At 54.5% G+C, this 24,001-nt stretch carries 21 protein-coding genes and 1 tRNA gene; 14 read left to right on the forward strand and 8 right to left on the reverse strand.

Translation table 11 applies throughout. From position 1 onward, the window contains the following. Nucleotides 1–101 precede the first annotated feature (101 nt). On the forward strand, nucleotides 102–2,117 hold the full coding sequence (locus tag PSN43_RS11520) for a hydantoinase/oxoprolinase family protein (RefSeq protein ID WP_272700932.1): 2,016 nt from the start codon (nucleotides 102–104) through the stop codon (nucleotides 2,115–2,117). A gap of 4 nt (nucleotides 2,118–2,121) precedes the next feature. On the opposite strand, the gene PSN43_RS11525 is transcribed toward PSN43_RS11520, so the two are convergent. After that, nucleotides 2,122–5,451 (reverse strand): cache domain-containing protein, encoded by a 3,330-nt coding sequence (locus PSN43_RS11525; RefSeq protein WP_272700873.1) that lies wholly within the window; start codon nucleotides 5,449–5,451, stop codon nucleotides 2,122–2,124. Nucleotides 5,452–5,639: 188 nt separating this feature from the next. On the opposite strand from PSN43_RS11525, the gene PSN43_RS11530 reads away from it, so the two are divergent. Both PSN43_RS11530 and PSN43_RS11535 read left to right on the forward strand, forming a co-directional pair. Further along, nucleotides 5,640–5,715, forward strand: a tRNA-Thr gene (locus tag PSN43_RS11530). A gap of 299 nt (nucleotides 5,716–6,014) precedes the next feature. Further along, nucleotides 6,015–7,157 (forward strand): hypothetical protein, encoded by a 1,143-nt coding sequence (locus PSN43_RS11535; RefSeq protein WP_272700874.1) that lies wholly within the window; start codon nucleotides 6,015–6,017, stop codon nucleotides 7,155–7,157. Here the strand turns inward: PSN43_RS11535 and PSN43_RS11540 are convergent. From PSN43_RS11540 to PSN43_RS11560, 5 genes are all read right to left on the reverse strand, one after another. Then, a complete protein-coding gene (locus PSN43_RS11540) occupies nucleotides 7,154–8,374 on the reverse strand; it encodes a DNA cytosine methyltransferase (protein WP_272700875.1) in 1,221 nt (406 codons plus the stop codon). The two genes, PSN43_RS11535 and PSN43_RS11540, sit on opposite strands and share 4 nt — an antisense overlap. Nucleotides 8,375–8,552: 178 nt before the next feature. Then, on the reverse strand, nucleotides 8,553–8,966 hold the full coding sequence (locus PSN43_RS11545; RefSeq protein WP_272700876.1) for a very short patch repair endonuclease: 414 nt from the start codon (nucleotides 8,964–8,966) through the stop codon (nucleotides 8,553–8,555). A 90-nt stretch (nucleotides 8,967–9,056) separates the two neighbouring features. Then, a complete protein-coding gene (locus tag PSN43_RS11550; protein ID WP_272700877.1) occupies nucleotides 9,057–9,368 on the reverse strand; it encodes a hypothetical protein in 312 nt (103 codons plus the stop codon). Continuing rightward, nucleotides 9,361–9,687, reverse strand: a complete 327-nt coding sequence (locus tag PSN43_RS11555; protein ID WP_272700878.1) for a DUF2958 domain-containing protein — start codon at nucleotides 9,685–9,687, stop codon at nucleotides 9,361–9,363. Before PSN43_RS11555 ends, PSN43_RS11550 begins: the two co-directional genes overlap by 8 nt. A 135-nt stretch (nucleotides 9,688–9,822) precedes the next feature. Next, on the reverse strand, nucleotides 9,823–10,266 hold the full coding sequence (locus PSN43_RS11560) for a MucR family transcriptional regulator (RefSeq protein WP_272700879.1): 444 nt from the start codon (nucleotides 10,264–10,266) through the stop codon (nucleotides 9,823–9,825). A gap of 429 nt (nucleotides 10,267–10,695) precedes the next feature. Between PSN43_RS11560 and PSN43_RS11565 the strand changes: the two genes are divergently transcribed. From PSN43_RS11565 to PSN43_RS11590, 6 genes are all read left to right on the forward strand, one after another. Continuing rightward, on the forward strand, nucleotides 10,696–12,390 hold the full coding sequence (locus PSN43_RS11565; RefSeq protein ID WP_272700880.1) for a primase-helicase family protein: 1,695 nt from the start codon (nucleotides 10,696–10,698) through the stop codon (nucleotides 12,388–12,390). Nucleotides 12,391–12,721: 331 nt separating this feature from the next. Then, entirely contained in the window at nucleotides 12,722–13,309 is a 588-nt protein-coding gene (locus PSN43_RS11570) for a hypothetical protein (protein ID WP_272700881.1), read from the forward strand. A 561-nt stretch (nucleotides 13,310–13,870) separates the two neighbouring features. Beyond that, nucleotides 13,871–14,470, forward strand: a complete 600-nt coding sequence (locus PSN43_RS11575) for a site-specific integrase (RefSeq protein ID WP_272700882.1) — start codon at nucleotides 13,871–13,873, stop codon at nucleotides 14,468–14,470. Between the two features lie 106 nt (nucleotides 14,471–14,576). After that, nucleotides 14,577–14,813 carry a DNA-binding protein gene (locus tag PSN43_RS11580; protein ID WP_272700883.1) on the forward strand — a complete coding sequence of 79 codons (237 nt, stop codon included), beginning with the start codon at nucleotides 14,577–14,579 and terminating at the stop codon, nucleotides 14,811–14,813. Between the two features lie 2 nt (nucleotides 14,814–14,815). Further along, a complete protein-coding gene (locus tag PSN43_RS11585; RefSeq protein WP_272700884.1) occupies nucleotides 14,816–15,838 on the forward strand; it encodes a tyrosine-type recombinase/integrase in 1,023 nt (340 codons plus the stop codon). Nucleotides 15,839–15,904: 66 nt separating this feature from the next. After that, complete coding sequence (locus tag PSN43_RS11590; protein WP_272700885.1) at nucleotides 15,905–17,113, forward strand: hypothetical protein; 1,209 nt, start codon at nucleotides 15,905–15,907, stop codon at nucleotides 17,111–17,113. Here PSN43_RS11590 and PSN43_RS11595 read toward each other — a convergent pair. Then, nucleotides 17,107–17,484 carry a hypothetical protein gene (locus PSN43_RS11595; protein ID WP_272700886.1) on the reverse strand — a complete coding sequence of 126 codons (378 nt, stop codon included), beginning with the start codon at nucleotides 17,482–17,484 and terminating at the stop codon, nucleotides 17,107–17,109. The genes PSN43_RS11590 and PSN43_RS11595 overlap by 7 nt on opposite strands. Before the next feature lie 233 nt (nucleotides 17,485–17,717). Between PSN43_RS11595 and PSN43_RS11600 the strand changes: the two genes are divergently transcribed. Further along, on the forward strand, nucleotides 17,718–18,761 hold the full coding sequence (locus tag PSN43_RS11600) for a GSU2403 family nucleotidyltransferase fold protein (RefSeq protein WP_272700887.1): 1,044 nt from the start codon (nucleotides 17,718–17,720) through the stop codon (nucleotides 18,759–18,761). A gap of 509 nt (nucleotides 18,762–19,270) precedes the next feature. On the opposite strand, the gene PSN43_RS11605 is transcribed toward PSN43_RS11600, so the two are convergent. Then, on the reverse strand, nucleotides 19,271–19,477 hold the full coding sequence (locus tag PSN43_RS11605; protein ID WP_272700888.1) for a hypothetical protein: 207 nt from the start codon (nucleotides 19,475–19,477) through the stop codon (nucleotides 19,271–19,273). A gap of 110 nt (nucleotides 19,478–19,587) precedes the next feature. Between PSN43_RS11605 and PSN43_RS11610 the strand changes: the two genes are divergently transcribed. From PSN43_RS11610 to PSN43_RS11625, 4 genes are all read left to right on the forward strand, one after another. Beyond that, nucleotides 19,588–20,664, forward strand: a complete 1,077-nt coding sequence (locus tag PSN43_RS11610) for a DUF1214 domain-containing protein (RefSeq protein ID WP_272700889.1) — start codon at nucleotides 19,588–19,590, stop codon at nucleotides 20,662–20,664. A gap of 133 nt (nucleotides 20,665–20,797) precedes the next feature. Then, on the forward strand, nucleotides 20,798–21,598 hold the full coding sequence (locus PSN43_RS11615; RefSeq protein WP_272700890.1) for a hypothetical protein: 801 nt from the start codon (nucleotides 20,798–20,800) through the stop codon (nucleotides 21,596–21,598). A 125-nt stretch (nucleotides 21,599–21,723) separates the two neighbouring features. Further along, entirely contained in the window at nucleotides 21,724–22,518 is a 795-nt protein-coding gene (locus PSN43_RS11620; protein ID WP_272700891.1) for a hypothetical protein, read from the forward strand. Nucleotides 22,519–23,082: 564 nt separating this feature from the next. Next, on the forward strand, nucleotides 23,083–24,000 hold the full coding sequence (locus PSN43_RS11625) for a hypothetical protein (protein WP_272700892.1): 918 nt from the start codon (nucleotides 23,083–23,085) through the stop codon (nucleotides 23,998–24,000). The last annotated feature ends 1 nt before the right edge of the window (nucleotide 24,001 follow it).

Consider the following 24,001-nt stretch of genomic DNA (forward strand, 5'->3'; position numbering starts at 1 on the left):
ACCCCATGTCCTCATTCGTCTCGGGAGTCGGGAATCCCCGGTTCTGGCGGACCGCGCCCGATTCCTGTATCGTCGCCGCTGAACGCAAAGCAGGAGGCTTCATGCTCACCATCGGCGTCGACACCGGCGGCACATTCACCGACTTCACCTTCTTCAACGGCCGGGAAACAGGCACGTACAAGACACTTTCCACGCCGCACAACCCGGCGGAGGCGGTTCTTTCCGGCCTGCGGCGCATCCTAGCGGAACAGATTCCCGGCGCGGCCCTCGGCCGGACGCCCATGGCCGTGGTGCATGGCTCCACCGTGGCCACCAACGCCATCCTCGAACGCAAAGGCGTTCCCACGGCCCTGGTGACCAATGAGGGTTTCACCGACGTCATTGAAATAGGCCGCCAGAACCGGGCCGCCCTCTATGATCTCCACTACCGGCGGCAGCCGCACATCGTGCCCGCGCACATGCGTTTCGGCGTACCGGGCAGGGTGACTGCGGAGGGAGAAATCCTGGACCCATGGGATGAAGAAGCGGCCGCTCGGGCCGTGGAAGAAATCAAGGCCTCGGGGGCCGAATCCGTGGCCGTCTGCCTCCTGTTCTCCTTTCTCGATCCAACCCACGAAAAACGCATGGGCGAGACCCTCCGGGGACTCGGCCTGCCTGTTTCTCTTTCCCATGAGATACTGGCCGAGTTCCGAGAGTTCGAGCGGACCTCGACCACCGTCGTCAACGCCTACGTGTCCCCCATCATGACCCGCTACCTGACCGCCCTGAAGAACGGCCTCAAGCGGGACGGCGGACATGGGCCGGGGCTGCGGATCATGCAGTCCAACGGCGGCTCCATCTCCGCGGACACGGCCATGCGCGAATCGGTGCGGACCATCCTGTCCGGCCCGGCAGGCGGCGCGGTGGGCGCGCTCTCCCTTGGCCGCGCCGCCGGATTCGACAGGTTGATAACCTTCGACATGGGCGGCACCAGCACCGACGTCAGTCTCATGGACGGCGAACTCCCACTGACCACGGCCTCCTCCATTTCCGGCTATCCGGTGAAGGTGCCCATGATCGATATCCACACCGTGGGCGCGGGCGGCGGCTCCATCGCCTCGCGCGATCCAGGGGGGTCACTGGCCGTGGGGCCCGAGAGCGCGGGTGCGGCCCCCGGCCCCATCTGCTACGGCCTGGGCGGGACCCGCGTCACAGTGACCGACGCCAACCTCTATTTGGGGCGCATCGTTCCAGAACGGTTCCTTGGCGGAGCCATGCCGCTTGACGCCGAAGGAGCGCGGCTCGGCATCGAGAAGCTGGCCCGGGAGCTGAACCTGCCGCCCGCCGAACTGGCCGAAGGCGTCCTGGCCGTGGCCAACGCCAACATGGAGCGGGCCATCCGGGTCATCTCCGTGGAAAAGGGATTCGATCCCCGGGAATTCACCCTCTTCTCCTTCGGAGGCGGCGGCGGTATGCATTGCGCCGAGCTGGCCGGACTGCTCGGCATGACCAGGGTTTTGATCCCGGTCGATCCCGGCATCCTCTCGGCCACGGGAATGCTCATGGCCGACGTGGTCAAGGACTACTCGCGCACGGTCATGCGCCCGGCCGGTGACTTTGCCGGGGATGAAACGGAAGCGGCCTTCGCCGAATTGGAGCGGGACGGGCTGAACGAACTCGCCGCAGAAGGCGTGGCCCCGGAACGAGTCGTTCACGAACGTTTTCTGGATATGCGATACAAGGGCCAATCCTTCGAGATCGTCGTTCCCTTCGGCCTGGACATGATCGAGGCATTTCAGGCCATGCACGAGCAGCGGTACGGCTACCGCAACCCGGACAAGCCCGTGGAGGTGGTCAATGTCCGGCTCCGCAGCCTGGGGCGTTCGGAACGCGAGCTGCCGAAACCCGGCGCGATGAGCGGAGAGGGGATATCGCCCGCAGCGCGTATCGGCGAACAGAGGGCGGTCTTTCACGGCGCGGAGCTGGACGCCGCCGTCCTCGACCGGACGAAGCTCAGACCAGGCAACAGATTCTCAGGCCCGGCCATCGTCACGGAATACACCTCAACCACCGTGATCCCGCCCGGCGTTGAGGCGCGCGTAGACCCGTGGGCCAACCTGATTCTGAACCTCGGCTGACGGGCTAGCTTCCTCCGCCGGGCAGGGAAACATGGAAAACAGCCCCGCCGCCCCTGCCGGAACTGGCCCAAACGCGGCCGCCCAGTTTTTCCACGACCATGCGGCACAGAGACAGGCCGAGTCCCGCCCCCTTGCTCTCGTCCACCAAGGTATCGCCGGTCTCCACCTGGTGAAACGGCTTGAAGATAGCTTCAAGCTCCTCTTCCGGAATCCCCTTGCCCGTGTCGGCCACGGTCACTTCCAGTCCGCTGCCGTCCGGGCTGGAAACGCGCACGACGATGCTCCCGTCGCGGGTAAAGTTGCAGGCGTTGCTCAACAGATGGCCGAGCACGCGTTCAAGGTTCTCCGGCAGCACGTTGAGCTCGGGCAGGTTCTCCTCCATCTCCAGGCCAACCGACAGATTGGTCCGGTTTCCGCATTCGGCGCGCGCGTCCGCCACTGCCCGCGACACGGCGTCGGCCACGGGATAGCTCTTTTCGGTGCGCAGATCGCCTCGCGCCTCCATATCGGCCAATTCCATGAACTGATTGACCAGCAGATTGAGACGCCTGCCCTCCTTCTCCATGACATCCAGATTGTGGAACGCCCGTTCCAGCCCGCTCTCGTTGTCCGCGAGCTTCCCGGTCCGGGCCAAGTCCCTGCGGACCAGGGTGGCGAAGCCGAGCACAGAGGTCAGCGGCGTACGCATGGCGTGGGACACGGTGGTCAGGAATGACGACTTGAGGTCGTCGAGGCGGGTCAGTTCCGCATTGGCCCGCTTCAACTCCTCCGCCTTGGAGGCCAGGGCCGAGGTACGCTCCGCGATGATCGCCTCCAGGTCCTCCTCGGCACGTTTGAGCGAAGTGATGTCCACCAGGGAAACAAGGTCGGCGGGTTTCCCGTCGACCGTGGTGGTCCGGGAGTGGATTTCCACCCACTTGACCCGTCCGGTGAACGTCACGGCCCGCCAGGAGTAGGACGCCACCGCCCCGGCCGCCCCGGCCTGTTTGAGACGGGCCTGGGCCATTACGTACTTGCTGTCGTCGGGATGCAGGAACCGGCTGAACCCGGCCGGAGGCAGGCCCATAAGCTCGCCCACCGAGGTCTCCAGGATGTCCGCAGCGGCCTTGTTGGCAAAAATGACCCGGTCGTCCCGCAGAACGCACAGGCCAAGCATGGTCTGCTCGGAAAAAGTCCTGAACCGCCCCTCGCTCTCGGTCAGCTTGTCGAAAATCAAGGTCGCGTTCAGCCCATCGGACAGACGCCGCCCCACTTCCGTGAACAGCCTGATCTCATCGTCGGTCCAGACCCGCGCGTCGCGGCAGCAATGCAACCCGAGAACCCACGGCTTGCCCACCCTCGGACGGATGGCGAACATGAGCTGGGAACGAACGCCGCACTCCTTCAGCAAATCGTCCTCCATGTCCTTCCCTTCGGCGGAATAAAAAGCCAAAGCCTTGCGGCCGTTGAGAAGGGCCCGGAAATCATCCTTCATCTTTTCGCTCGACGGGATTTCCCTGCCTTCCAGCCCATCGAGAGCATACCCCGCCGCGGCCCGCGCAACCTTGACGCGGGCGGAGTCGGCATTGGGATCGCACGGATGCACCAGCCAGGCGCGGTCCGCCCCGAAGGCATGGAGTATGGCCTCCACCGTAGCGCCGAGCATGTCCATGGTGCCGGTCCTTGTATGCATGGCCCGGTCTATTCGCTCCAGAGTTTCGAGGAAATGCAGATAGTTGTAGTATTCCTCCTCTGCGTGCTTACGAACGGTCACATCGAAGATCACGCCGTCCCTGCGGACAGGCTCCCCGTGTTCGTCATGGAGAATCCGACCGCGCTCGGAAAGCCACCGAACCTCGCCGTCACGGCGGATAATCCGGTAATCCGTCATATAGGTGCGTCCTTGTCCCAGCCGCTCGCGCATGGACCGGACCACCCACTCCCTATCTTCCGGATGAATGATGGATTGAAACGTCCGGCCGCCGCCCTGAACGAAATCGCCGGCGGGGTAGCCCGTCACGTCAAGGATCGTGTCGCTGACGAATCGGTTGACCCAGCCGTCCTTAAAGTCGCTGTGATAGATGATGCCCGGAATGTTCGACACCAACGAACTGAACCGCTCCACGCTCTCGGACAGGGCCTCCTGAACGGCCTGTCGCTCGCCGACCATGCGGTTCGCGGCCTCGGCCAGCGATTTGAACTCGCTGTAGTCCAGGGAATCGACGTCTATCTCGTCGCGGCCCGATGTCGCCCGTTCCCACACCTTGGTGAAGGAGGCGACATTATTCTCGATGTTCCGGGACAGTCGTCGGGAGAAATACAACGCCAGCAAACTGAGGAGAATCATGCCGGACAGGATAAGCAGGGCGCGGTCCAGGATATGCTGTTCGAGCAGCTTGCGCTTGAGTTCGATAACCCGCTCGACATCGCCGACAAAGGCCCCGGTACCGATGTACCAGCCCCAATCGGGAACCATCTTGACGTAGCTGACCTTGGCCTCGTTGCGCTGGCCGTCCAGGGGCGGCATGACGTAGGCCACAAAACCGCCTCCCTGCTTTGCGGCGGCGATGAGCTCTTGGACGATCTTCACGCCGTCGGCATCGGTGATATGCCACATGTTCCGTCCGCGCGCCGGGCCGAGCAGCGATTCGCCCTCCAAGGTGCCGGCGAACAGGGCGCCGTTCTTGGCGTAATGTACGGAGGACAGACGCCGAAGAGCCTCCGCCTTGACCGACTCCTCGGCCATTTCAAGACAGGCTCCGGCCACCACCCGCAGCCCCAGGGTTTCGGACGTGCCGACCTCGACAAGGAGGGTGTAGGGATTCATGCCGTCGGCCGCCTTGAGCACCAGCCTTCGTTGGCCGCTGTCCATGTCATTGAGCTCCGCGCTCACCCTGGACAGGGCTTCCTCGCGATCGACCCATTTGGGAAAGGGGGAAAGGAGATAGACGGTATCGCCGCGGATGGCATAGGAGCTGACCCCGTCGCGATCGAGAGCGGCCATGAGACGCACCATGGTGTCGCGGAATTCCGCAGCGTCGACACCCTTGGGCGCATTCCGGACCAGCGTCTCGGCCAGCGTCTGGACATCGCGTATCCTGGAATTAAGGTCGCGAGCCAGGGAATCAGCCGCAGAACGCCGGAGACCGGCCACGAATTCCACGACCTCCTCGACCTCATCGCGAACCAGATTCCGCCGTTCCTGAAAATGCTCTTCGCGAATCCGGGCGGCCTCCATCTTGAAATCGGCGTACATGGAATACAACCACACGCCCCCGATCAAGAGGATGGATATCCAGGAAACGGCCACCATGCCCAACAGTCCGGCTCCCCCGATGGACCTATCCTTGCTCACCCGACAAGCCTCCCCGTCAAAATCACTACGGCTATCCGTTGGTTTGATGAACAAACTCTACAGAATAGAGCACAATACCAAGCTCCCCAGGAAAAGCCACCTCATTGTTTTCCATCCTCCCCGCACCAAACCATCTCTTTTGCCTTGACCACCCCCCACAACCTGGTTTAAAAATCGATTCCCGTTTCGCCAGGATAGCTCAGTTGGTAGAGCAACTGATTCGTAATCAGTAGGTCGTCAGTTCGATTCTGATTCCTGGCTCCAACAAAATCAAGCGCTTATGAGAGACCATAAGCGCTTTTTTCGTGCCTTGGTATACGCCCTGGTATACAAATGGGGACAAGGGGATGCCCTGGGGTGGCTGGGGTGTATATCGACACCAAGATGCTCATCTTGATAAGAATCTCCGCCCTAAATATACTCCGTCATGCGTCGCTCCTTTTAATAAGAACAGTTGACGCATATCCTCATGCAACGATAAAGATACTTCAAAAATCTATCACTGCTAACGTCAAAAATGCTCATCAGTCCTAAACATTGAATATTCAACGGTGAATAATATAATGCCAACGGAAAACCATGCTGCACAATCCCCCGATGAAATTCTTGCATTCATCGAAGCTTTTGCCCGGATCACAGTAGGGAATATTAAAAACAGTCTGAGCACATCTATAAAAAATACTCATAGCGATTTGGGGAACCAGATTCCTCTCAATTGGACTGAATCATCTATTCTGAAAGCCTGCGGTCTTTCCGCCAAGCAAGTTGGAAATGATCCCGAACAAGCTGCGGAGCGATACCTTCATATTCAGACTGCATGCACTACCAGCAAATACGCCACAGCTATAAAAAAACACTTTCTAAAATGCACAGGGCTATCTAAGAAACAACAAAAAACGCTTTTCCCACAGCTTGTTGCAGCTAAGCCTTCCCAGGACACAAAGGCCATATCCCAGGAGGTAGCCCGATTAAACGAATGGTTGGATTGGGTTCGGGTTGGAGATTTTCAACCCGAAAATTTCGATGTCTACCGGCAAAATATCAAAACGCATGGGCAAACACAAAATGTGAGCGGTGCCATTGGAACGGCAGGAGCCGTTATTGCTTTTGTAGATGCAATAAGGCACTTAAATCCAAATGCAATTGTTGACAGTGTCGGAGAAATACCTCCCCCAAATGTACGATCACCACAAGAAATCTCAGATTGGCGAACTCGTATTGGAACTACCAAATCCATCACAAAGGCTCTGCTGCTTAAGAATGGCCGTTCGCTTGTGTTTGCTACAAGTAAAGATGCCAACATTTTTCAATCTCTTGACCGGCCTTTCACTGATGCCACTGAAGCTCTGAAAAAATTTAATAAAGTAAAAAACAACCAATCCGCTCGATCACAGACCTTGCATGAATTTGCTGTCGGTGAAATAAAAACAGCTACAGACCTCTCCAATCTACATGAGCGAATGGGGCTTGCATCCCGTGAAACGCAAACGGAACTGCGTACTGACCGTTTTTTAATGATGGCTGTACTGAATCGTGAGATACTAGAAGGAGGGATTCAACAGAGAAAAATGAACAGCCGCGACTTAACAAGGTTTAGCCACACATTTAATCTGCACCATTGTTGGGGATGGGATGGAGGTCGTGAACGCCATCCAACACATTGGAATTTCTTTTTAGATAACGTCAAGACATGGTGCGGCCTTTAAGCCACTTGGGATTCAGTTTCAACCTCCACCGAAACACGCTTTAAATCTGCTAGTTGAAATGTCGTTCCTGGCATTACCCACTTCTCGCGTCTAGGTTTACGTCCATCTAACATCCATTCGACACAAGCAGCGACCTGCCATGCGATTAGCGGCGGTACAGCATCGCCAATCACTCGATACTTATTCGCAACAGAACGGCCTGGGAAACGATATCCAAAAGGAAAGCCCTGCAAGGTGGCCATTTCTCGTACAGTCAAAAGCCGATTCAACTCCGGATGTGCGTATCTCCCGTTACCAACATGTGCACACTCTCGTTTGATTGTAGGAGCAGGCCGGTCCCACCACATACGACCATAAATATCGGGATGTGACCCTAAATCTTGGTCCTCCCATTTCTTTAAGCACTTAGGTGTGCATAAATGTCTAGTCGCATCATTCCTAGCGACATCCACCCACCCGCCGCCATCATGAGGTGTTGCGGCAAGGCGGTCTGACACCTTTCGGCCTGTATTAGGATACTTTGCACCCTCGAAATCATTCTCCAGTTCAACAGCCATATTGTTCAGCCGAGTAAGGGCAGTTCTAACCGTTACAGCATCTGGAGAGACTTCCCAACCTTCCCACAAATCTCCCAGGGCCCTTGCGGAACCAATACGAGATGCTATAATAAGAGCACGCTCCCGGACCTGTGGCAGTCCAAAACGATTCAAGAAATGAACCTCTTCGCGTACGTCGTATCCAAGAGACGTCAAACGCTGCTTAAGTCCCAACCAATGCTGTGGATGGTTTCCCGTAATCAACTCTCGGGCATTTTCCATTACGAACGTCTTCGGTAAAAACTCTTCCACAAAATCTCCTGAACGGCCAACTAAGGTATTTCTTTGACGATCGCTCAAATGATTAGTGGGATTCGCTCGCGAAAAATCTGTACAGGGGGCACAAGAAATCAAGCAGGTCAACTCTTTCTTTGCCAACCCTGTCATCTCCCGTAAAGTTTCCGGGGGAAACGTAGAAAGATCTGCAGAAAGGGGACGAACCCCGTGATTGGCTTCATAAATGGAATTACAACCAGTCTCACCCGAGGACCTTCCAGAAGGCTTTGCGACTTCCAAATCAACTGCCGCTACAATTTCCCACTCCGGTCGTCCGGAAAATCCAGCACTCATGCCACCGCCACATGAAAACAGATCGATAGCAGTTTTATGGGATGTAACCAATTTTTTATCCTCGAAAAATCGTTAATGCATTACTTTTCTGGGGAGAACCTTCACCCTGTCTTCGTATGCTAACAGTAAGTGGGAATTGGTAACTTGAAGTTTACCGTCCGTCAATGCCAAAGCCCGCATCAAAAACAATAAAACATTTTATTTCAATTAGTTATTTCGTAAACAGGCATTAACCGTATAGGCCCTCGATGGATGCCAACCGAGCCTCCAACTTAAAAACATCTTTAACCTGACATTCCCATATTACCATCACTCGCCACCCTAATTCCTCTAACTTCAGAACGTTTTCCCGATCTCTGGCGATATTGTCATCAAGTTTTTTATACCAAAAATCTGTATTTGAACTAGGCCTCTTGGCCTTTGGACAATTCGCATGCCCATGCCAAAAGCAACCATTTACCATAATGACGGTTTTATACTTTGGAAGGACAATATCCGGCGTACCTGGAAGGTCGCGACGATGTAAACGAAAACGAAACCCCATCCGATGCAGCAATGAACGAACTACAAGTTCAGGCTTAGTGTTTTTGCTTTTAATCTTTGCCATTAATTGACTTCTGGCTTCTGGTTTAAGCATATCCATACTGGTTAATTATTAAGCATCGTTACCAAATGCAAGGCATACCGCACCTTTCTTCAACGACCTACTCATTACGCAACCATGCACTCCTCCTTAGCCTGCCCTCACCTCCGCGATAACGTCCACAAACCGCTTCACCGTCTTCCTGCACAGAACCAACAGCCCCGACACGGTCAAAGCCATCTCCCCAATTGAGAAATACCCCCACTTGGCGTTTTCGAAGTCGCCGTCCAAAACGACGCAGCCGAAGTAAAGCCCCTTGCCGTTAGTCTCCACCGCCATCCAGTGGGAGTCTCCCTCAAGGGTAAAGAAGTGTAGCCATACCTCCTTGTCCTCGACGGGGACACCCTCGGATTCGCATAACCTGGGCATCTCAAACTCGTGCTTCCTCCATCCCTCAGCCACTCCATCCCCCTCCGTGCCGTTCCGACATGACCTCCTTGAACTCACGCACCCGCCACCCGTCCTCGACGCAGACCACGAACGGGCCCACCCTCAGTTCGGTCAGCTCTGCCAGCGAGAAGTATCCCCACTCCGCGTTCATCATGTCGCCGTTCAGTACCGCGTAGCCGAAGAACGTGTCCTTGCCGTCGAACTCGGCTGCGTACCAGTGGGAGTCCCCGAGGAAGAAGTGCGCCCAGATCAGCTTCTCGGCGGGGGGCGTGTCCTCGGTCTCGTACAGCCTGGGCATCATGGGGATCAGCCCTTTGGCCTTGCTCGTCATATAATGCTCCTGCCGCGCCGCCTGGACGCGTCTTCTCCGAAAGTTGATAAGATCATGCCGATCTAGGAGCGAACACGCCCCTGCCCGGCCCTAGGAAACGAGAAGGCCCGCCGTGATCACGGCGGGCCTCCCAATCTAGGCATCCTTGGCAGATTCTTTGGCCGCGCCCTTGGAAGGCTTGGGCTTGGCGTCGTCCTTCTTCCCGGTCCGCGTCCAGATCTTCATCGCCTTCATGCGCTCTGACCGTGCCTTAGCCGTATCTCGGCAGGAAAGCGGGGCACGCTTCTTGTAGCCCCACTTGGCCCGGTACTCGTCCGGCGTCAGCCCGTGCGACTCCAGGTGCTTCTTCGAGAGGGTCTTGAATGTCCGTCCGCACTCCAGGCAGACGATCGACTTGTCCCTGATCGCCCGCTTGGGATCACAAGGGGGCTCCTGCTTGGGCGGCTCACTCTCGCCATCGGCGATCCTTTTCAGCCTTTCCGCTAACCTCTCAATGGTCTCGCACAGCTCGTCAGCAGTCATCGGCCTGACTCCAGCCTGCGCCTCCACGATCTTCACGGCTTTCTCCATGTGGTCCATGCTCATCTCCTTGTTTTAGCTTGAGATCCAAGGAGACGCCTTTATCTCGCCCTTTGGGTTTCGTACACCCCTATCACCACATATTCTCACCGCCTCCCCAAGCCACTCCCCCCCCTGCAGCTCTATATTTTTACAACTAAAATCAAACACCTATCCACCAACGCCACTTGTGCCACCTAAATCATCCAAAAACAAAAATTCAAAATGACCAGCCAACCTGTGAAAGATTTTCGGTGACGGGTGCGCGCCCCGGAGCGCGCTCCGGGGCGGGGCATTCCAACGTGCTGGCAACTTTTTAAAAAAAATACCAAATTCGACTCTCCCGCATGCCTCACTCAACTAAATAAACGAACCCTGCTGAAACGCGCCGCCGACAATGGGTCGGCGGACAGCACCCGGCACTAACGAGATTGTAGGACGGAAACCTGCATGAATGAAACATCAAAGGAAATGATCCAGAAAATCCTAAACCCCAGCTATGATACGGAGGAAATCACCGATGACAATGTCAGGCCTGAGGGGCTGAAAGCCCTCCTGTGCATGAACGAGATGTACTGCCAGGCCATGCACGACGGGGCCATGATGATTATGGAGCGCACCCACGACCATCGCGGAGCCAAAGAAATCAACGCGATGAAGAAGCGCGACTTGTACGACAGGCACGAGGCAGACACGATCCTGGTCAAGCACATGACCCAGAACGGCGAGTCATGGAAGCCGATGCCGATCGCCAAATACTGGTGCAAGTGGAAGCACAAGAACCAGAAACTCAAGACCGTATTCAGCCCCCGCCCCTTGTCCAAGGAAATGGCTAAGAAGTTCTTCAACTCGTACCCAGGCCTGTCCAGGAGGCCGAAGAAAGGCGACTGGTCCCGCTTGAAGTCCCACCTCCGCGAAATCTGGTGCAACGGCGACGAAGAACTGTTCGAATCTGTCATGGGCTGGTTTGCCCACCTCTTCCAGAGACCGTGGGAAAAGCCCGGCGTGGCCCTGATCGTCACTGGAGGCAAGGGCACTGGAAAATCCACAATTCTGGAGTGCGTTTTCAAGCCGATCCTCGGCAGCCTGTATTGCAAGGTGTGTCACCGAAACCACCTGACCGGCAATTTCAACGCCCACCTTGCCAGCAAGCTCCTGGTCGTGAACGAGGAAGCGTTCTTTCATGGCGACCACGAAGCCAATGAGGTCGTCAAATCGATGATCACTGAAGAACTGATGGGAGTCGAGCCGAAGGGCGTGGACATCCGAGAGGTAGAAACCTTTATGCGCGTCGTGTTCATCTCAAACAACGAGCACGTTGTCTCGGCGTCTCCCGACGAACGCCGCTTCCTGGTCTTGGAAATCTCGCCGGATAAGGCCCAGGATCACGCCTATTTCAAGGCCCTTCGGCATGAGATCAACAACGGCGGCATTGAAGCGTTCCTCGATGACCTGCTGGAGTGGGAAATCGACATGAACAAGCTCAGGACACCGCCGAGAACGGAAGGTCTGTTCAAGCAGATGGTCAACAGCTTCACCCCGCTCCAGCGCTGGGCATACGAAGGTCTGCTTCACATCGGCGACGATCACTCCTCCATCAAATGGAACCAGAGGGTCAAGACGGCTGATCTCTACACCCATTTCAAGGAGTGGCGAGAAAACCTGAAGGCCTGCGAAGTGCGCACCAGGGCGAACAGGATCGCTGATCCGGGAGCCTTAACCAAGGAAATTCGCAAGTTGCTCGAATTCGACCGAACCAGGATCGGTAACGACCGCGCACTGTTCCTTCCCCCGCGCGAAGAGGCGCGGCAGATGTTCGAGGAGAAGGTCAATTCCAAGGTTGTTTGGGATGATTTCGTGCTGGATAAACCCGCAGCCGCCGAAGTGGGAGGCGACATTATGGACGGCTTCATCCAAGGCGAAGAAGCGGCGTTCCGGGAAGAGCGCGAGAGAAAGAACCTGGAGCGTTTCTACAAGGAGAAGAACCAGGCATATCGAAGCGCCGGAGTGAACGGAGGCATCGTCGAACGAGCAGTCCAAAAAGAAACGCTGTTAGCCGTTTTCCAGGTGCCCCGCTTCCCCGCATGGAACGGCAATGAGCCTGCATCGTTTCAGATGATCGAAATGCCTTTCTGGAGAGGGTAGCAACAATATGGGGCTTCCGGATTCCGGGAGCCCTTTTCATTTCCAACGCCGAAAGACGCCCCTTCCTTCAGGTAGCCGTATTCGATAATCGAATTCAAACTGCTCGGCGTTTCCCACGAGTACTAAATCGATCGCCAAGCCATCGCCGACAAGCTCCACAAAATCATCGAATCAGCTTCTGATGAGGACCTCTGCGCCATCTACGGCTTCGCCTCTGACATCGTGAACTAAAATTTCTTTCCGTCCACATAAATAGAAACGTGAGGGGCTTGCGGATCGTCCGCCTGCCTGCTCACGTTCTCTATTCTTATATGTAATACGGAGAGATACGATGTTCGAAACCATCAACTACCAAGACCTTTTCGTCGAGCTCAGCCTCGACCCCATCGCAAAAAGCGGCAACCTCGTCTGCCCGTTCTGCGGCGAAAGGGCTTTCACCCCATACGACAATGGCCAGGTCCACTGCCACGCCTGCTCATGGCACGGCAACGCGATCATGCTCTGGGCCAAAGTGAAGGGGATCGACAACAAAACGGCGTACGCCGAGCTCGCGGAGCTTTACAAACTCAATCGGATCAAGGCGAAGAAGAGGACAAGAAGCGAAGCGCTCAAGTCCCTCGCCAACGACCTCGACTTCCTGGCCTGGGCCCGCCTCTACTTCGCCTTCTACAAGTCGGATCGAATAAGCCCGGCTCGCCTCCAAGAGGCGTCCGGCTACAGCAGGTCGCACTTCACCAAGGTCATGAACGGCCAGTTCGACAAGGTTTCTCGCAAGGCCTGGGACGAGATCGTGCTGCTGCTCAAGCAATCAATCAACCCCGACGAGCTCAGGAAGGACATGGGAATGAAGTCCGGCTACTGGAAAGAGCGAATCCAGCAGGATGCGGTGCTCAAGGAGTGCGTGTCGAAATTTCAGTAGGGACGATGGACGGCATTTGAAGAAGACGAATTTGGCGTTTGCGGGCTATGGCCTGCGAACGCCATTTTTGCGTTTGACCAACAATTCTATTGAAAGACACTTTGCGCCCACAGCTTGATCCCCATTCATCGACCATTCGATTCAGCACATTCTCAATATTCCAAATCAAGATTCAAGTTCATTGAATGAGCCATTGTGCGCTTCGCGCATGAGCACACTCACCGGAAAAGGTGAGCAAGGCTCACCCATCCGATGAGCGTTGCTCATCGTTGCATTTCTTGAAAGAAATCCACTCACGCTGCTTCGCTCCCCGCGATTCATCGCTCCTTATTAGTATTTATCTAATCAATGTTTCTGACTTCGACTTTTCAGCCACATTTCCGCATTTTTCTTCTCGACGCGACATTCACGATAACCGACCGACAATGTTAAGTTTTTGATAAAAGTTAACATTCTCCGAAAAGCGACTGTGATTTTGAAGACTTATCGACTCCTCAAGATCGTCCGCCCAGAGAATGTTAAAAATACACGCAAAACCAAGCAGATACTTAACATTCGGAAATGAGCCCTAGAAACGACAATCATCCCCCCAAGGGAAGTTCCATCACCGTCGAGCCCATCCGCTCCCTCGACGTTATCTCGGCCATCAAAGGCATACTCCACGACAAGCCGCGTGACCTTTTGCTCTTCGTGATTGCGACCAATAACGGCATCCGTTGTGGAGACCTCCTGCGGCTCAAGGTCGGAGACCTGCGCGGTAAGAACATCGACGACACCATCGACATCAAGGAGTCCAAGACGGGCAAGACCAACGTCCTTGCCGTCAACGATTCAGTCCACGCGGCACTGACGCGGTTCCTCGCGTCAGGCTCGTTCAGCGACGACAACTACCTGTTCCGATCACAGAAGGGAGACAACAGGCCTCTGACCATCCAGTCCGTCAACCGCATGGTCAAGGCGTGGTGCCGCGAGGCTGGCCTCGACGGCAACTACGGCGCTCACAGCCTGCGAAAGACGTTCGGCTACGTTCAGCGCGTCCATTTCGGCGTCGGCTTCGAGGTGCTGTGCAAGCGTTTCAACCACGCCTCGCCAGCCGTCACCATGCGCTACCTCGGCATCAGCGACACGGAGGTGGTCAGCATCCTGAAGAATTCCATCTAATTTCAGAGGACAAGTTTACTTATGCACCCGTTTTTTAGTCCCATGAAGAGAGAGAGGGAGACTCTTCACATTTTTTCATCAACGATTTAACCGGAGGAGATTAGAGATGAGCAAACCGCTTCGTGTCGAACGGCACTTCTTCAACCAACGCGAAGCAGCAGAATACTGCGGCTACAGCACGGCTAAATTCAGGCAGTTCGCCAAGGATTACGACATCCCGAAGTGCGGTCCGAACAAGGACAGGTACCGCAAGGTGGACCTGGATAGCTTCATGGCCTGCCCCGGCGACTTCTTCAATCCCCTGCGCGTCCGCAAGGCCGGGTTCGTCCCGGTGGAGGTGTAGGGATGGCGGTAGGAGTCACCAAGGACGGACGCTGGTTCGTCCAGTACCGCGTCGTCCACCGCAAGAGCCCGAAGAAGGAGTACTTCGGCAAGGGGACCGAGGCCAAGAAATCGGCCCACGAGCGCAACGCCGAGATCAACCTGATGAAGGCTCGCAAGGAGGATATCAGGGCGGGGCACATCTACCTGGACGAGCTCGGCCAGATATACCTCGACCACGAGAAGGCCCGTGGCCGTGAGCAGAAGTTCCTCAAGGAGGTGGCGAACAGGCTGAACAACTCGTACCTGCCTGCCCTGAACCACGCGCCGATCCACAAGCTGAAGGGGGAGGACTTCAACGTGTTGGCCCTAGAGTACGCCGACCTATCCCCCAGCTCGTTCAACCGCTACATCACGTACCTCAACGTCATGTTCAACTTCGGCGTGGAGTTCGAGTACATCGAAAAGAACCCGATGGCGGCTTGGCGAAAGCGCGTGCTGAAACGCGAGAAGCACCGCGACTTGCCCATCGACAAAGACGACATCCTGACCATCCTCGACCACTCTCCGCTGCACATCTACAAGGCGATCAGGCTGATCATGAGCACGGGCTGCCGACCGGGCAAGAGCGAACTTCTCAAGATCAAGTACAGCGACGTGGACTTCCATAACAAGCGCGTCAGGATTCGCGGCTCTAAGACGGCCAGAAGCGACAGGTACGTTCACCTGCTCGACGACATCCTTGAGGAGATCAAGGAGTGGCAGAAAACGGCAACTTCTGAATACATCGTTGAGTATAAGGGCAAGCCCGTCCAGAGCTACATCAAGGCGTTCAGGACCGCAGTGAAGAATTCCGGCATCGGCAAGCAGGTGGTGCCTTACCACCTCCGACACTACTTCGCCTCCAGCCTGATCGCCCAAAAGGCAGACATCAAGGCGGTCGCCTCCCTCATGGGCCACTCAGGCCCGGCAATGCTGTTTAACGTGTACTACCACCTGATCGGCGACGGCGAGAAAGAAGCCATCGAAAAACTGGCTGAGATATAAGCCCACCAACAGCTTGGGTGCTGTTTTGTTGCCCCGAGCTCCATCCTTCCAATCCAGGACACGACCATGAAAAAATTTATTTCCATCGCGGAAGGCAAGCTCGTCAACGACGGGATGCAGCCGACCGCAAAGGCCAAACTCGACCTTCTGACGGACTCCGAGGACGCCCAGCCCACGTTCCCTTTCATACTCGAAAACCTGGGACTCCACGCCTGTCTGGACGCCATGGATGCAGCATCCTACAAGCACGAGGATTTCATAGAGAAGACGCTCAGGCTGCTCGCCATCGATGCGGCATACCGCGTCATGCCTCTTTGGGAAGACTCCGACATCGCCCAGGACAACCTCGGGGGACTCATGCGCATGGCCCACCTCCATGCCCACGGCGAGGTCGAGTACGAAGAACTCCAGGAATGCCTCTGGCAAACGGCCCAGCCCATCATGCTAGAAAACATGACTGACTCGCCGATCTCGGGCCGAGATGCGCGGGACTGTGCCCTGCTGACAGGGTCGCACAACCTCGTCCCCGCTCTGAACAAAGCGGCCGAGGCTGTCAGGTCGTATCACGGAGCCTGGGCCAGGCTCGGTGCTTACAGCGGCACGGGCAACAGGGAGACGGGCCTACGCTGCGCCTGGAGACGAGGCAGCCCAATCTCTTTCGGCGCGGCATTCGGGGCCACGTCTAAGCACGTCCTGGCTGCCGTTGAAGCCGAGATATGGCACGTCGCCTACACCCTCGCCGATGAGCTGCTCAAGTTACAAGGGTACGAAAACGTCGAGATCACCGAAAAGGAAATGGAGAGCTTCCTCCCGGAAGCCCTGGCGTCAGCGGCAAGAGGCATTGCGCACAACGTGGTGCACAAGGGCGCGCGGAGGGTGATCGAATCGATCTTGCCTGCGAAGACGTACGAAGAGGCCCTACGGCAGGCGAAAAACGCTGCCCAAGAGTTCTTCAAAGACGCCTGCTCCGCTCCCGACCTGTATGAGCAATTGGCTATCGGCAGGGTGACGCTCACCGCCACCTGCCATGACTTCGACGACCAAGCGACCTTCACCGTATGTCACGCCCTGCACTACCTCCTCGATGAGAACTTCCACAAAGCCCACCCGCTCAACCCGAAAGCGGACGGAATTGCGAAAGAGGTCGCTCTGGACGCCCGGAAACAGCTTTATCTTGCGCAGGTGGCCGACGCTGCCGCCGGGAGCTTTGCCTGGGAGCGTGAAACAGAAGATCAGTCGATGGTCCTGGCAAGGCTCCTGTCAGAGGATCAATAGCGTACAATGTTTGGATACTTCGCCGCCATCTTCGGCCAGAAGTTCTTGGCCTCGCCTTCGGTAGAGTCATATACGCACACCGTCATGTCCTCGGACAAGCAGTCCATGACCACGGACACAAGCCCGGTCCCGCCTCCATTGATGCACGACTCGACCGTGACGATCTGCATGTGCTCACCGTACTCCTCATCCTCAAGGTCGAAATTGAAATGCAACGCGATACAAACATTGACCGGGTCAGTATTGGCCTGGCACTCCCCGTCCAGCGATGCCACGAGAACGTCCTTCGCCCAGGTTATCTTGGGCAGGTTCAGTTTGCTCAGTCCGTTGATGATTTCCCTGACAATGGGGTGGTTGCGGTATTTTGACATTAGTTTCTCCGTTTCAGCTTTTGTATGGCGGCACTTGATGCTTATCATAGCTATTTATATCAACCGGATGGACGCAAAAACTTTGTGCCGCAGAATAGGCGGGTACAGGCTCGGGAGGAAGGGACACGCTCAGTTCCAGCCCATCTTCGGGATGCAGAGACTGCCCGATCGAGCGGGAAGAATTATAGCCACACACGCTATACTTCATTTCCAAATTGAATTATAGTCGCTTCATGAAACGACTTCCCATCATAACTCACAGTCTGTTTGCCGAGCTTGTTGATCAATGCAGAGCCGAACCGCGTGATCCTGAACTTTGGCCTTTGAGCGGCAGCATCGTCACCGTTCCCGTTGACGGCCAAGACCACTGGTATTTCCAAAAAAGCAGGAGGACGACACCTGGGAAATATCAACAGCGGGAATACCTCGGCCCCGTGGGCGACACTGAACTTGCCCTCAAGGTGGGAAGATTCGAAGCGGCCAAAGCGGGCTATACAAGCCGAGGCGAGATCATCAGCACTCTCAAGTCGTCAGGGGTTGCGGCCCCGACGGGCAAGCTGGCCAACCTGCTCCTGGGCCTGCACGAAGCGGGAGTGCTTGAAAAAGCCATCCTCGTCGGGACCATTGCCTTCCAAGCCTATGGCGCGATGCTGGGGGCGAAATTCGGTCAAGCCGCATTCTACACCATGGATGTTGACATGACTCAGGCCGATGCGATTTCTCTCGCCGTAAAGGACAATTCGCTTGATGTCCCATTGCTTGATATCCTCAAACAGCTTGATGACACGTTCAGCGAAGTTCCGGGGATTGATCCCAAGATGCCTCCGGTATCCTACATCAACAAGGACAAGCTTCGCCTTGATGTGCTCATGCCCTTTTCCGGTCCTAGCCGAGGTCCAATCCACTCGCGCACACTCAAAGCGCATGGACACCCTCAGCGATTTTTGGATTTCCTCGTCGTAGAACCCGTGCAAACCGTCGTACTCGTCGGAGGTGGTGCTTTGACGCATGTGCCATCCCCAGCACGGTTTGCCCTGCACAAACTGATCGTGTCGCAACGCCGTGACGCCATTGAAACAGCCAAGCGGCGCAAGGATCTGCTGCAAGCTCAGCAGCTCATCGAGATACTCATGGAAGATGACCCGGACGCCCTGCTTGAGGCACATGAAGACCTCAGACAACGCGGCCCCAACTGGAGCAAGTATTTCCAGGGTGGTCTGAACGCGTTGGACAACTCGACGACCAAGCAGGTCGCACTATCCTTTTTCGAAGAATAAGGGATGGGAATTCAACGGCCTCAGATTCAGACGACCAAATGACCAACAATCAGCAAGTCGCCACTCTATCCGCTTGGGAACTCGACAAATTTAGATACACCTTTAAGCATAACACATCAGAAAACCAAAAGTAACCGTCCAGAATTCATGAATTTTCCCCTGGTATACGAACTGTATACCAGGGTATGTTTTTATGTGCCCAGGCGGCAGATTTTGTTGAAAAAAGTTAATAATTTCAAAGCGTATATTTTCAGCACAGGTCTTCGTAATCAGTAGGTCGTCGGTTCAACTCCGATTCCTGGCTCCTGAAAAGACAGCCACTTACATGAATGTGTAAGTGGCTTTTTCTTTGTCAGTCGTCCAAGTGAGTCCGTAAGTGAGTCTTGGAGGGGCAAAGTACCAATAAGGTTAAATAGGGGTTAATGGGCGGATTGCCAGAGAACAAACGAGAAGAAATCGAGCAGCGGAACGCCGCGGCCAATAAAGAAATCCGCCATGGAGAAATAACTCTACCGCCCCATCCTCTCCAACGCCGCCAACCTTTCCCCGTACAGCCGGTTGAACTCCGCAGCGGTAGCTTCGGCGTATCGACTGTCCATGCCTTTGTGGTCGGACTCCGGCGGGAACTGGGCCACGGTGCGGCTCGTCTTGAGGTCTTTGACGATGGCACCGTCAGTGCTGTCGAGTTTGGCCTGAAACCGGTTGGGGTGTCGCATGGGGTAAGGGGGACACCGAGCGACCCTATGGAGCCACAATCTTTCCCCTAATTAAAACTACCCCTTCGATTATACCCACTTGGGACTTTGCCCCAATTCCATTCAAACATATGTACGAATATTCAATTGTTTGCTATGTAGGCGGCAAACATTTTCAAAAGGACATTCACATGAAGGCATTAATTTTGTGTTTTTTTACTGCAATCGGGTTGGCCATTTCGGCTCCGCTGCCTGCAAAAGCCGTGGAAAAAGTTACGGTTGACAATTTTATCCGGGCTGAAACGGATACGACTTTTGCGCGCTATGTCAAAGATCAGGCCTTTGGCAAGCTTCTGCACTTTCGCAAGCCCACGCCCATAGACAAACAAAACGTGATCCGCATGAACCGCGATACGATCTATTCCGTGGGGGTATTCGACCTCACGGAACCGGTCACCATTGTGAAGCCCGACGGCAAAGGGCGTTATCAGTCCATGCAGGTCCTCAACCAGGATCAGTACACGCTTGCGGTGGAAACCGGTAAAGGAGAATTCACTTTTACCGAAGACACCGTCGGCACCCGGTATGTTCTCTTTCTTTTTCGGACATTTATCGATGCCAACGACCCAGCCGACATAAAGGACGGCAACGAACTGCAGGATCAAATAGCCGTCAGGCAAAAGAGCGCGGGTACCTTCGATGTCCCGGATTGGGATCAGAAGTCCCTTGCCGGACTTCGTGACGCCATTAACGTCCTGGCGGCGACCAAAACCAACACCATAGGTATGTTCGGCAACATAAAGCAGGTGGATCCCATAAACCACCTGCTCGGTACGGCTTATGGCTGGGGAGGCCTTCCCGAATACGCCGCGTTTTATGTCAATGTGGAACCTGAGAAGAACGATGGGAAAACACCCTACAGCCTGACCATGGCGCAGAAGATTCCCACAGAGGGGTTTTGCTCAATAACAGTATATAACATCAAAGGATTTATGGAGAAAAATAAGTGGAACGCCTACTCCGTGAATAACGTAACCGCCAAAAGGAACCCCGACGGTTCAGCTACGGTTCATTTCGGAGGCGATCCGTCTCAATCAAATTTTCTGCCGATTACGCCGGGCTGGAATTACATCGTAAGGATGTATCAGCCTGACAAGGAGGTCATCAACGGCACCTGGAAATTCCCGGAGGCCCAGCCAGTAAAGTGAGCAGGCTCTTCGAGAATACAACAGCAGCCATTCGCTGCATTGATGTTACAGAAAAAACAACCATTGTATCCATGGCCTGGTGAATTCATTCAACCATGATAGTGCGTAATTCTTGTTCAACAGGAGAAGATCAATGCCAAGTACGAAAAATGTTTTGATGCTGTTTGCCATTGTAATGATGACAATGCTTCCTTACGTCGTTCAAAATGCACATTGTTCCGAACCAGAAATTATTTCCGATGGCACCAACCCGACATACAAGCGCGTCGATAACATGCACGAAACACGGTATATTGAAATATTTCTAGCTTTCCCCGACCCGAAGTCAGGGGAACTGGTGGCGGCTTGCTACAACTCGATGCCGACAGCCAAGGGAATCCCCGCGTCAAAAGACACGGCACCGCAGAAACTTGTTGCAGGGCTCAACTTTGATCAAATGAAAAAGGAATACGGCGTATTGGGGGCATCGCTGAACGGTCCGAAAATCTGGTCGCCCGATTGGATGGGAATCGATACCGGAGTTGAGAGAACCTTCAATGGCATTTCCGCCATCTGGGTAGCCCAGCTGAACATGGGAGACAACACCGGAGGGGTGGCCGAGAGCAAGCCGTATGAGCCCAAAACCATCGCACGAAAGAGCGGAATAGGCTGGAACAAGGGAACCACCGTATTTCTTCTTGATGACGCGGACGGCAATACCTGGATCCTGAAGGGATTCCAACTGGGACTCAACCCGAAGCATACCTATGGGGAATTCGTTGCGTCAGGGGCGGACATGTTCAAGAAACTGCCAGATGGCTGGAAGGTCCGGGTGAAAACATTGGATAAGGATCTGATCGAGAAGCCGGAAAACGGCCTCGCCACTATCATGCCCGATGAATTCTTCAACGTCTATGACAAGACGGGACCGGGCATGACCAATTACAAACCGTAACTATTCCATCTTCCCCAAGCTGTTCTACCTAGGCAGCTTGGGGAACAACTCACCGCGTTAATCTTTTGGACTTTAATACATACTGCCACAAGGCAAGAACAAGAGCGAAAAGAGGAGTGAAGAAAATGAGAGTCAACGTGCAGAAAATGGCAACCATGACCGTGAAAGCAATTGCGCTGACGATTGGGCTACTGTGGGCCATTACACCGGCCATGGCCGAACAGAACGTTGGCCTGAAGGATCCCTGCCCGATCCAGATGGAGAACTGGCGCGGCAAGGCCTTCTACGAAATTCTGTTCATGAACCGCGAGGCCGACGGCAGCGGTGTCGGCTACTACTACAATTCTCTCGGCAACGACCTTGAGGCGCCCAACGATGTGATGGACGCCCGCTTCCGCGCTCTTGATGCAGATACCTTGAAAAAGGAATATGGGAGCGATGGCGTCCTCTTCAATGGTCCGCGCCGTCTCGTGGCGAACGGCATAACCGGGATGGCTTGGTTTGGCTGCAAAGAGAGGGTGATCGCCACGATCCCCTTGCGTATCCTTGGCATCTTCGAGACCCCTGACCTCAGTAAGGCTGTTTCCGGAACGTTGCCTTCTTACAAGGTGCTGGTCTCCAAGCGTACCAACACCTTTAGCTTCAATGCCGGCGAAACTGTGTACGAGTTGATCACCCCCGAGGGCGCCGTTTACACCATGTTCAGCCTGTCGCTGAAGATCGACCCCAAGAATACCATCGAAAACCTGCCCACCCTCGGCGAGCGTCTGACTTTACCCAAGGGATGGAACTTCAGATCTCGCAAGTTGGAACAAGACTTGACGCTGAAGTCCACCGCCGATTCCAACCCGCCCAACACCATCGTTCTTGACCAGTTTGAGGGCAACTATCAGTACAACGCTGGTGCCAGCGCCAAATAATCGCCTGTGTTCCGCTCGGCTCCGGCACCTGGGAGGTGCCGGAGCCGATGCTGTCGCAATGATCGCTGTATCTTGATGTAATGATATGACTGCAAAATTTCATTAATTTTGCAGTCTAGTCATTTCGACGAACGTCGAAATCCAGTATTTTCCTTTGGTATACCGAGTGTATATCAGGATACGCCTTTTTGCCCCGGTATACAAAAATTTTCCAAATAAGTTCAATCATTTCAACACTTATTCCCCAGACATTTTCTTCGTAATCAGTAGGTCGTCGGTTCAATTCCGATTCCTGGCTCCAACGAAATCAAGCGCTTATGAGAGATCATAAGCGCTTTTTTCGTGCCTTGGTATACGCCCTGGTATACAAATTGGGACAAGGGGATGCCCTGGAGTGGCCGGGGGGGTATACCGATATTCGATGAAACCGGATAGTTCGGAGAGTTCGCAAAACCTTTTGTCTAAATTAGCCCATATGGATTGAAATCTATTTGTCATGCCTATATACAAAGACAAACAATTCATGCCATTTTGAAAGATTGTCACGAATAAAAGGTATAGCACATGACAAAAATTAGACGCACGCTGAATTACCGCCGTTGCCAGTTCGCTGACAATGGTCCTGCACCGACATTAGAAAGCTACCTACGCCGCGCTATCCAATCTCTTCCGTTAGTTGAAAATCGATCCTTTCAACTTTCAGCCAAAACATTTGAAAGCAACGAATGGGACAGTCATAAACAAGATGGCATTTACCTGCATCTCAACGGATATACCCCAGATGCTACCACAGCCCTCACTAGCAAAAACAAGAATGTCGCCTTATCGGAAATGGATACAGATCAGGCCAAAGACGGATTTGATTTCGTGGAAGGGGATATGAATCTCCGCGTACGAGGCAATCACTTGGTATTCTGCTCGACGCACATTCACGAATCATACATTACTCGCTACCTGAGAACGCTGTTCAAAGAAGGATTAGAGGATCATGACCGCGCCTGCTCTCTCCAACTCGATAAAATTGCTAAAGTTGAACAAATACGGATGATTAAAGAACAGGGAGTTAAAGAGATAATCATCAATGCATCTATCTATGAAGCATCAATGCGTGAAATTGAAAATGCCGATACTCGCATCGGTTTTTTCAAAGCTCTGATTGAAACCAATCAGAACTTACAGGATTGCCAAGAAGAGGAGTCCATCAGTGCTAGCATCACCCTAAAAAAGGGAAGAAAACGGGATATGGAAATCACCCAACGCCGTTTGCAGCAAATCGCTGAAGACATCCTTGACGAAGATGAAGATGGGGGATGGACCATTGTTACACTTAACAATCAAATCATCCGAAGCGGCGAAATTATCGTCCGAGATTTTTTCAACTTTGAACCATATGGGAATACTATTCTTTTCAGAGAAGCCAAGGCTGCTCTAAACACGTTTTTAAACGAACTAGACGCTGCTGGGGTTTTAGATAATAATTAAT

The sequence above is a fragment of the Desulfovibrio sp. Fe33 genome (assembly GCF_028532725.1).
Taxonomy (GTDB): domain Bacteria; phylum Desulfobacterota; class Desulfovibrionia; order Desulfovibrionales; family Desulfovibrionaceae; genus Pseudodesulfovibrio.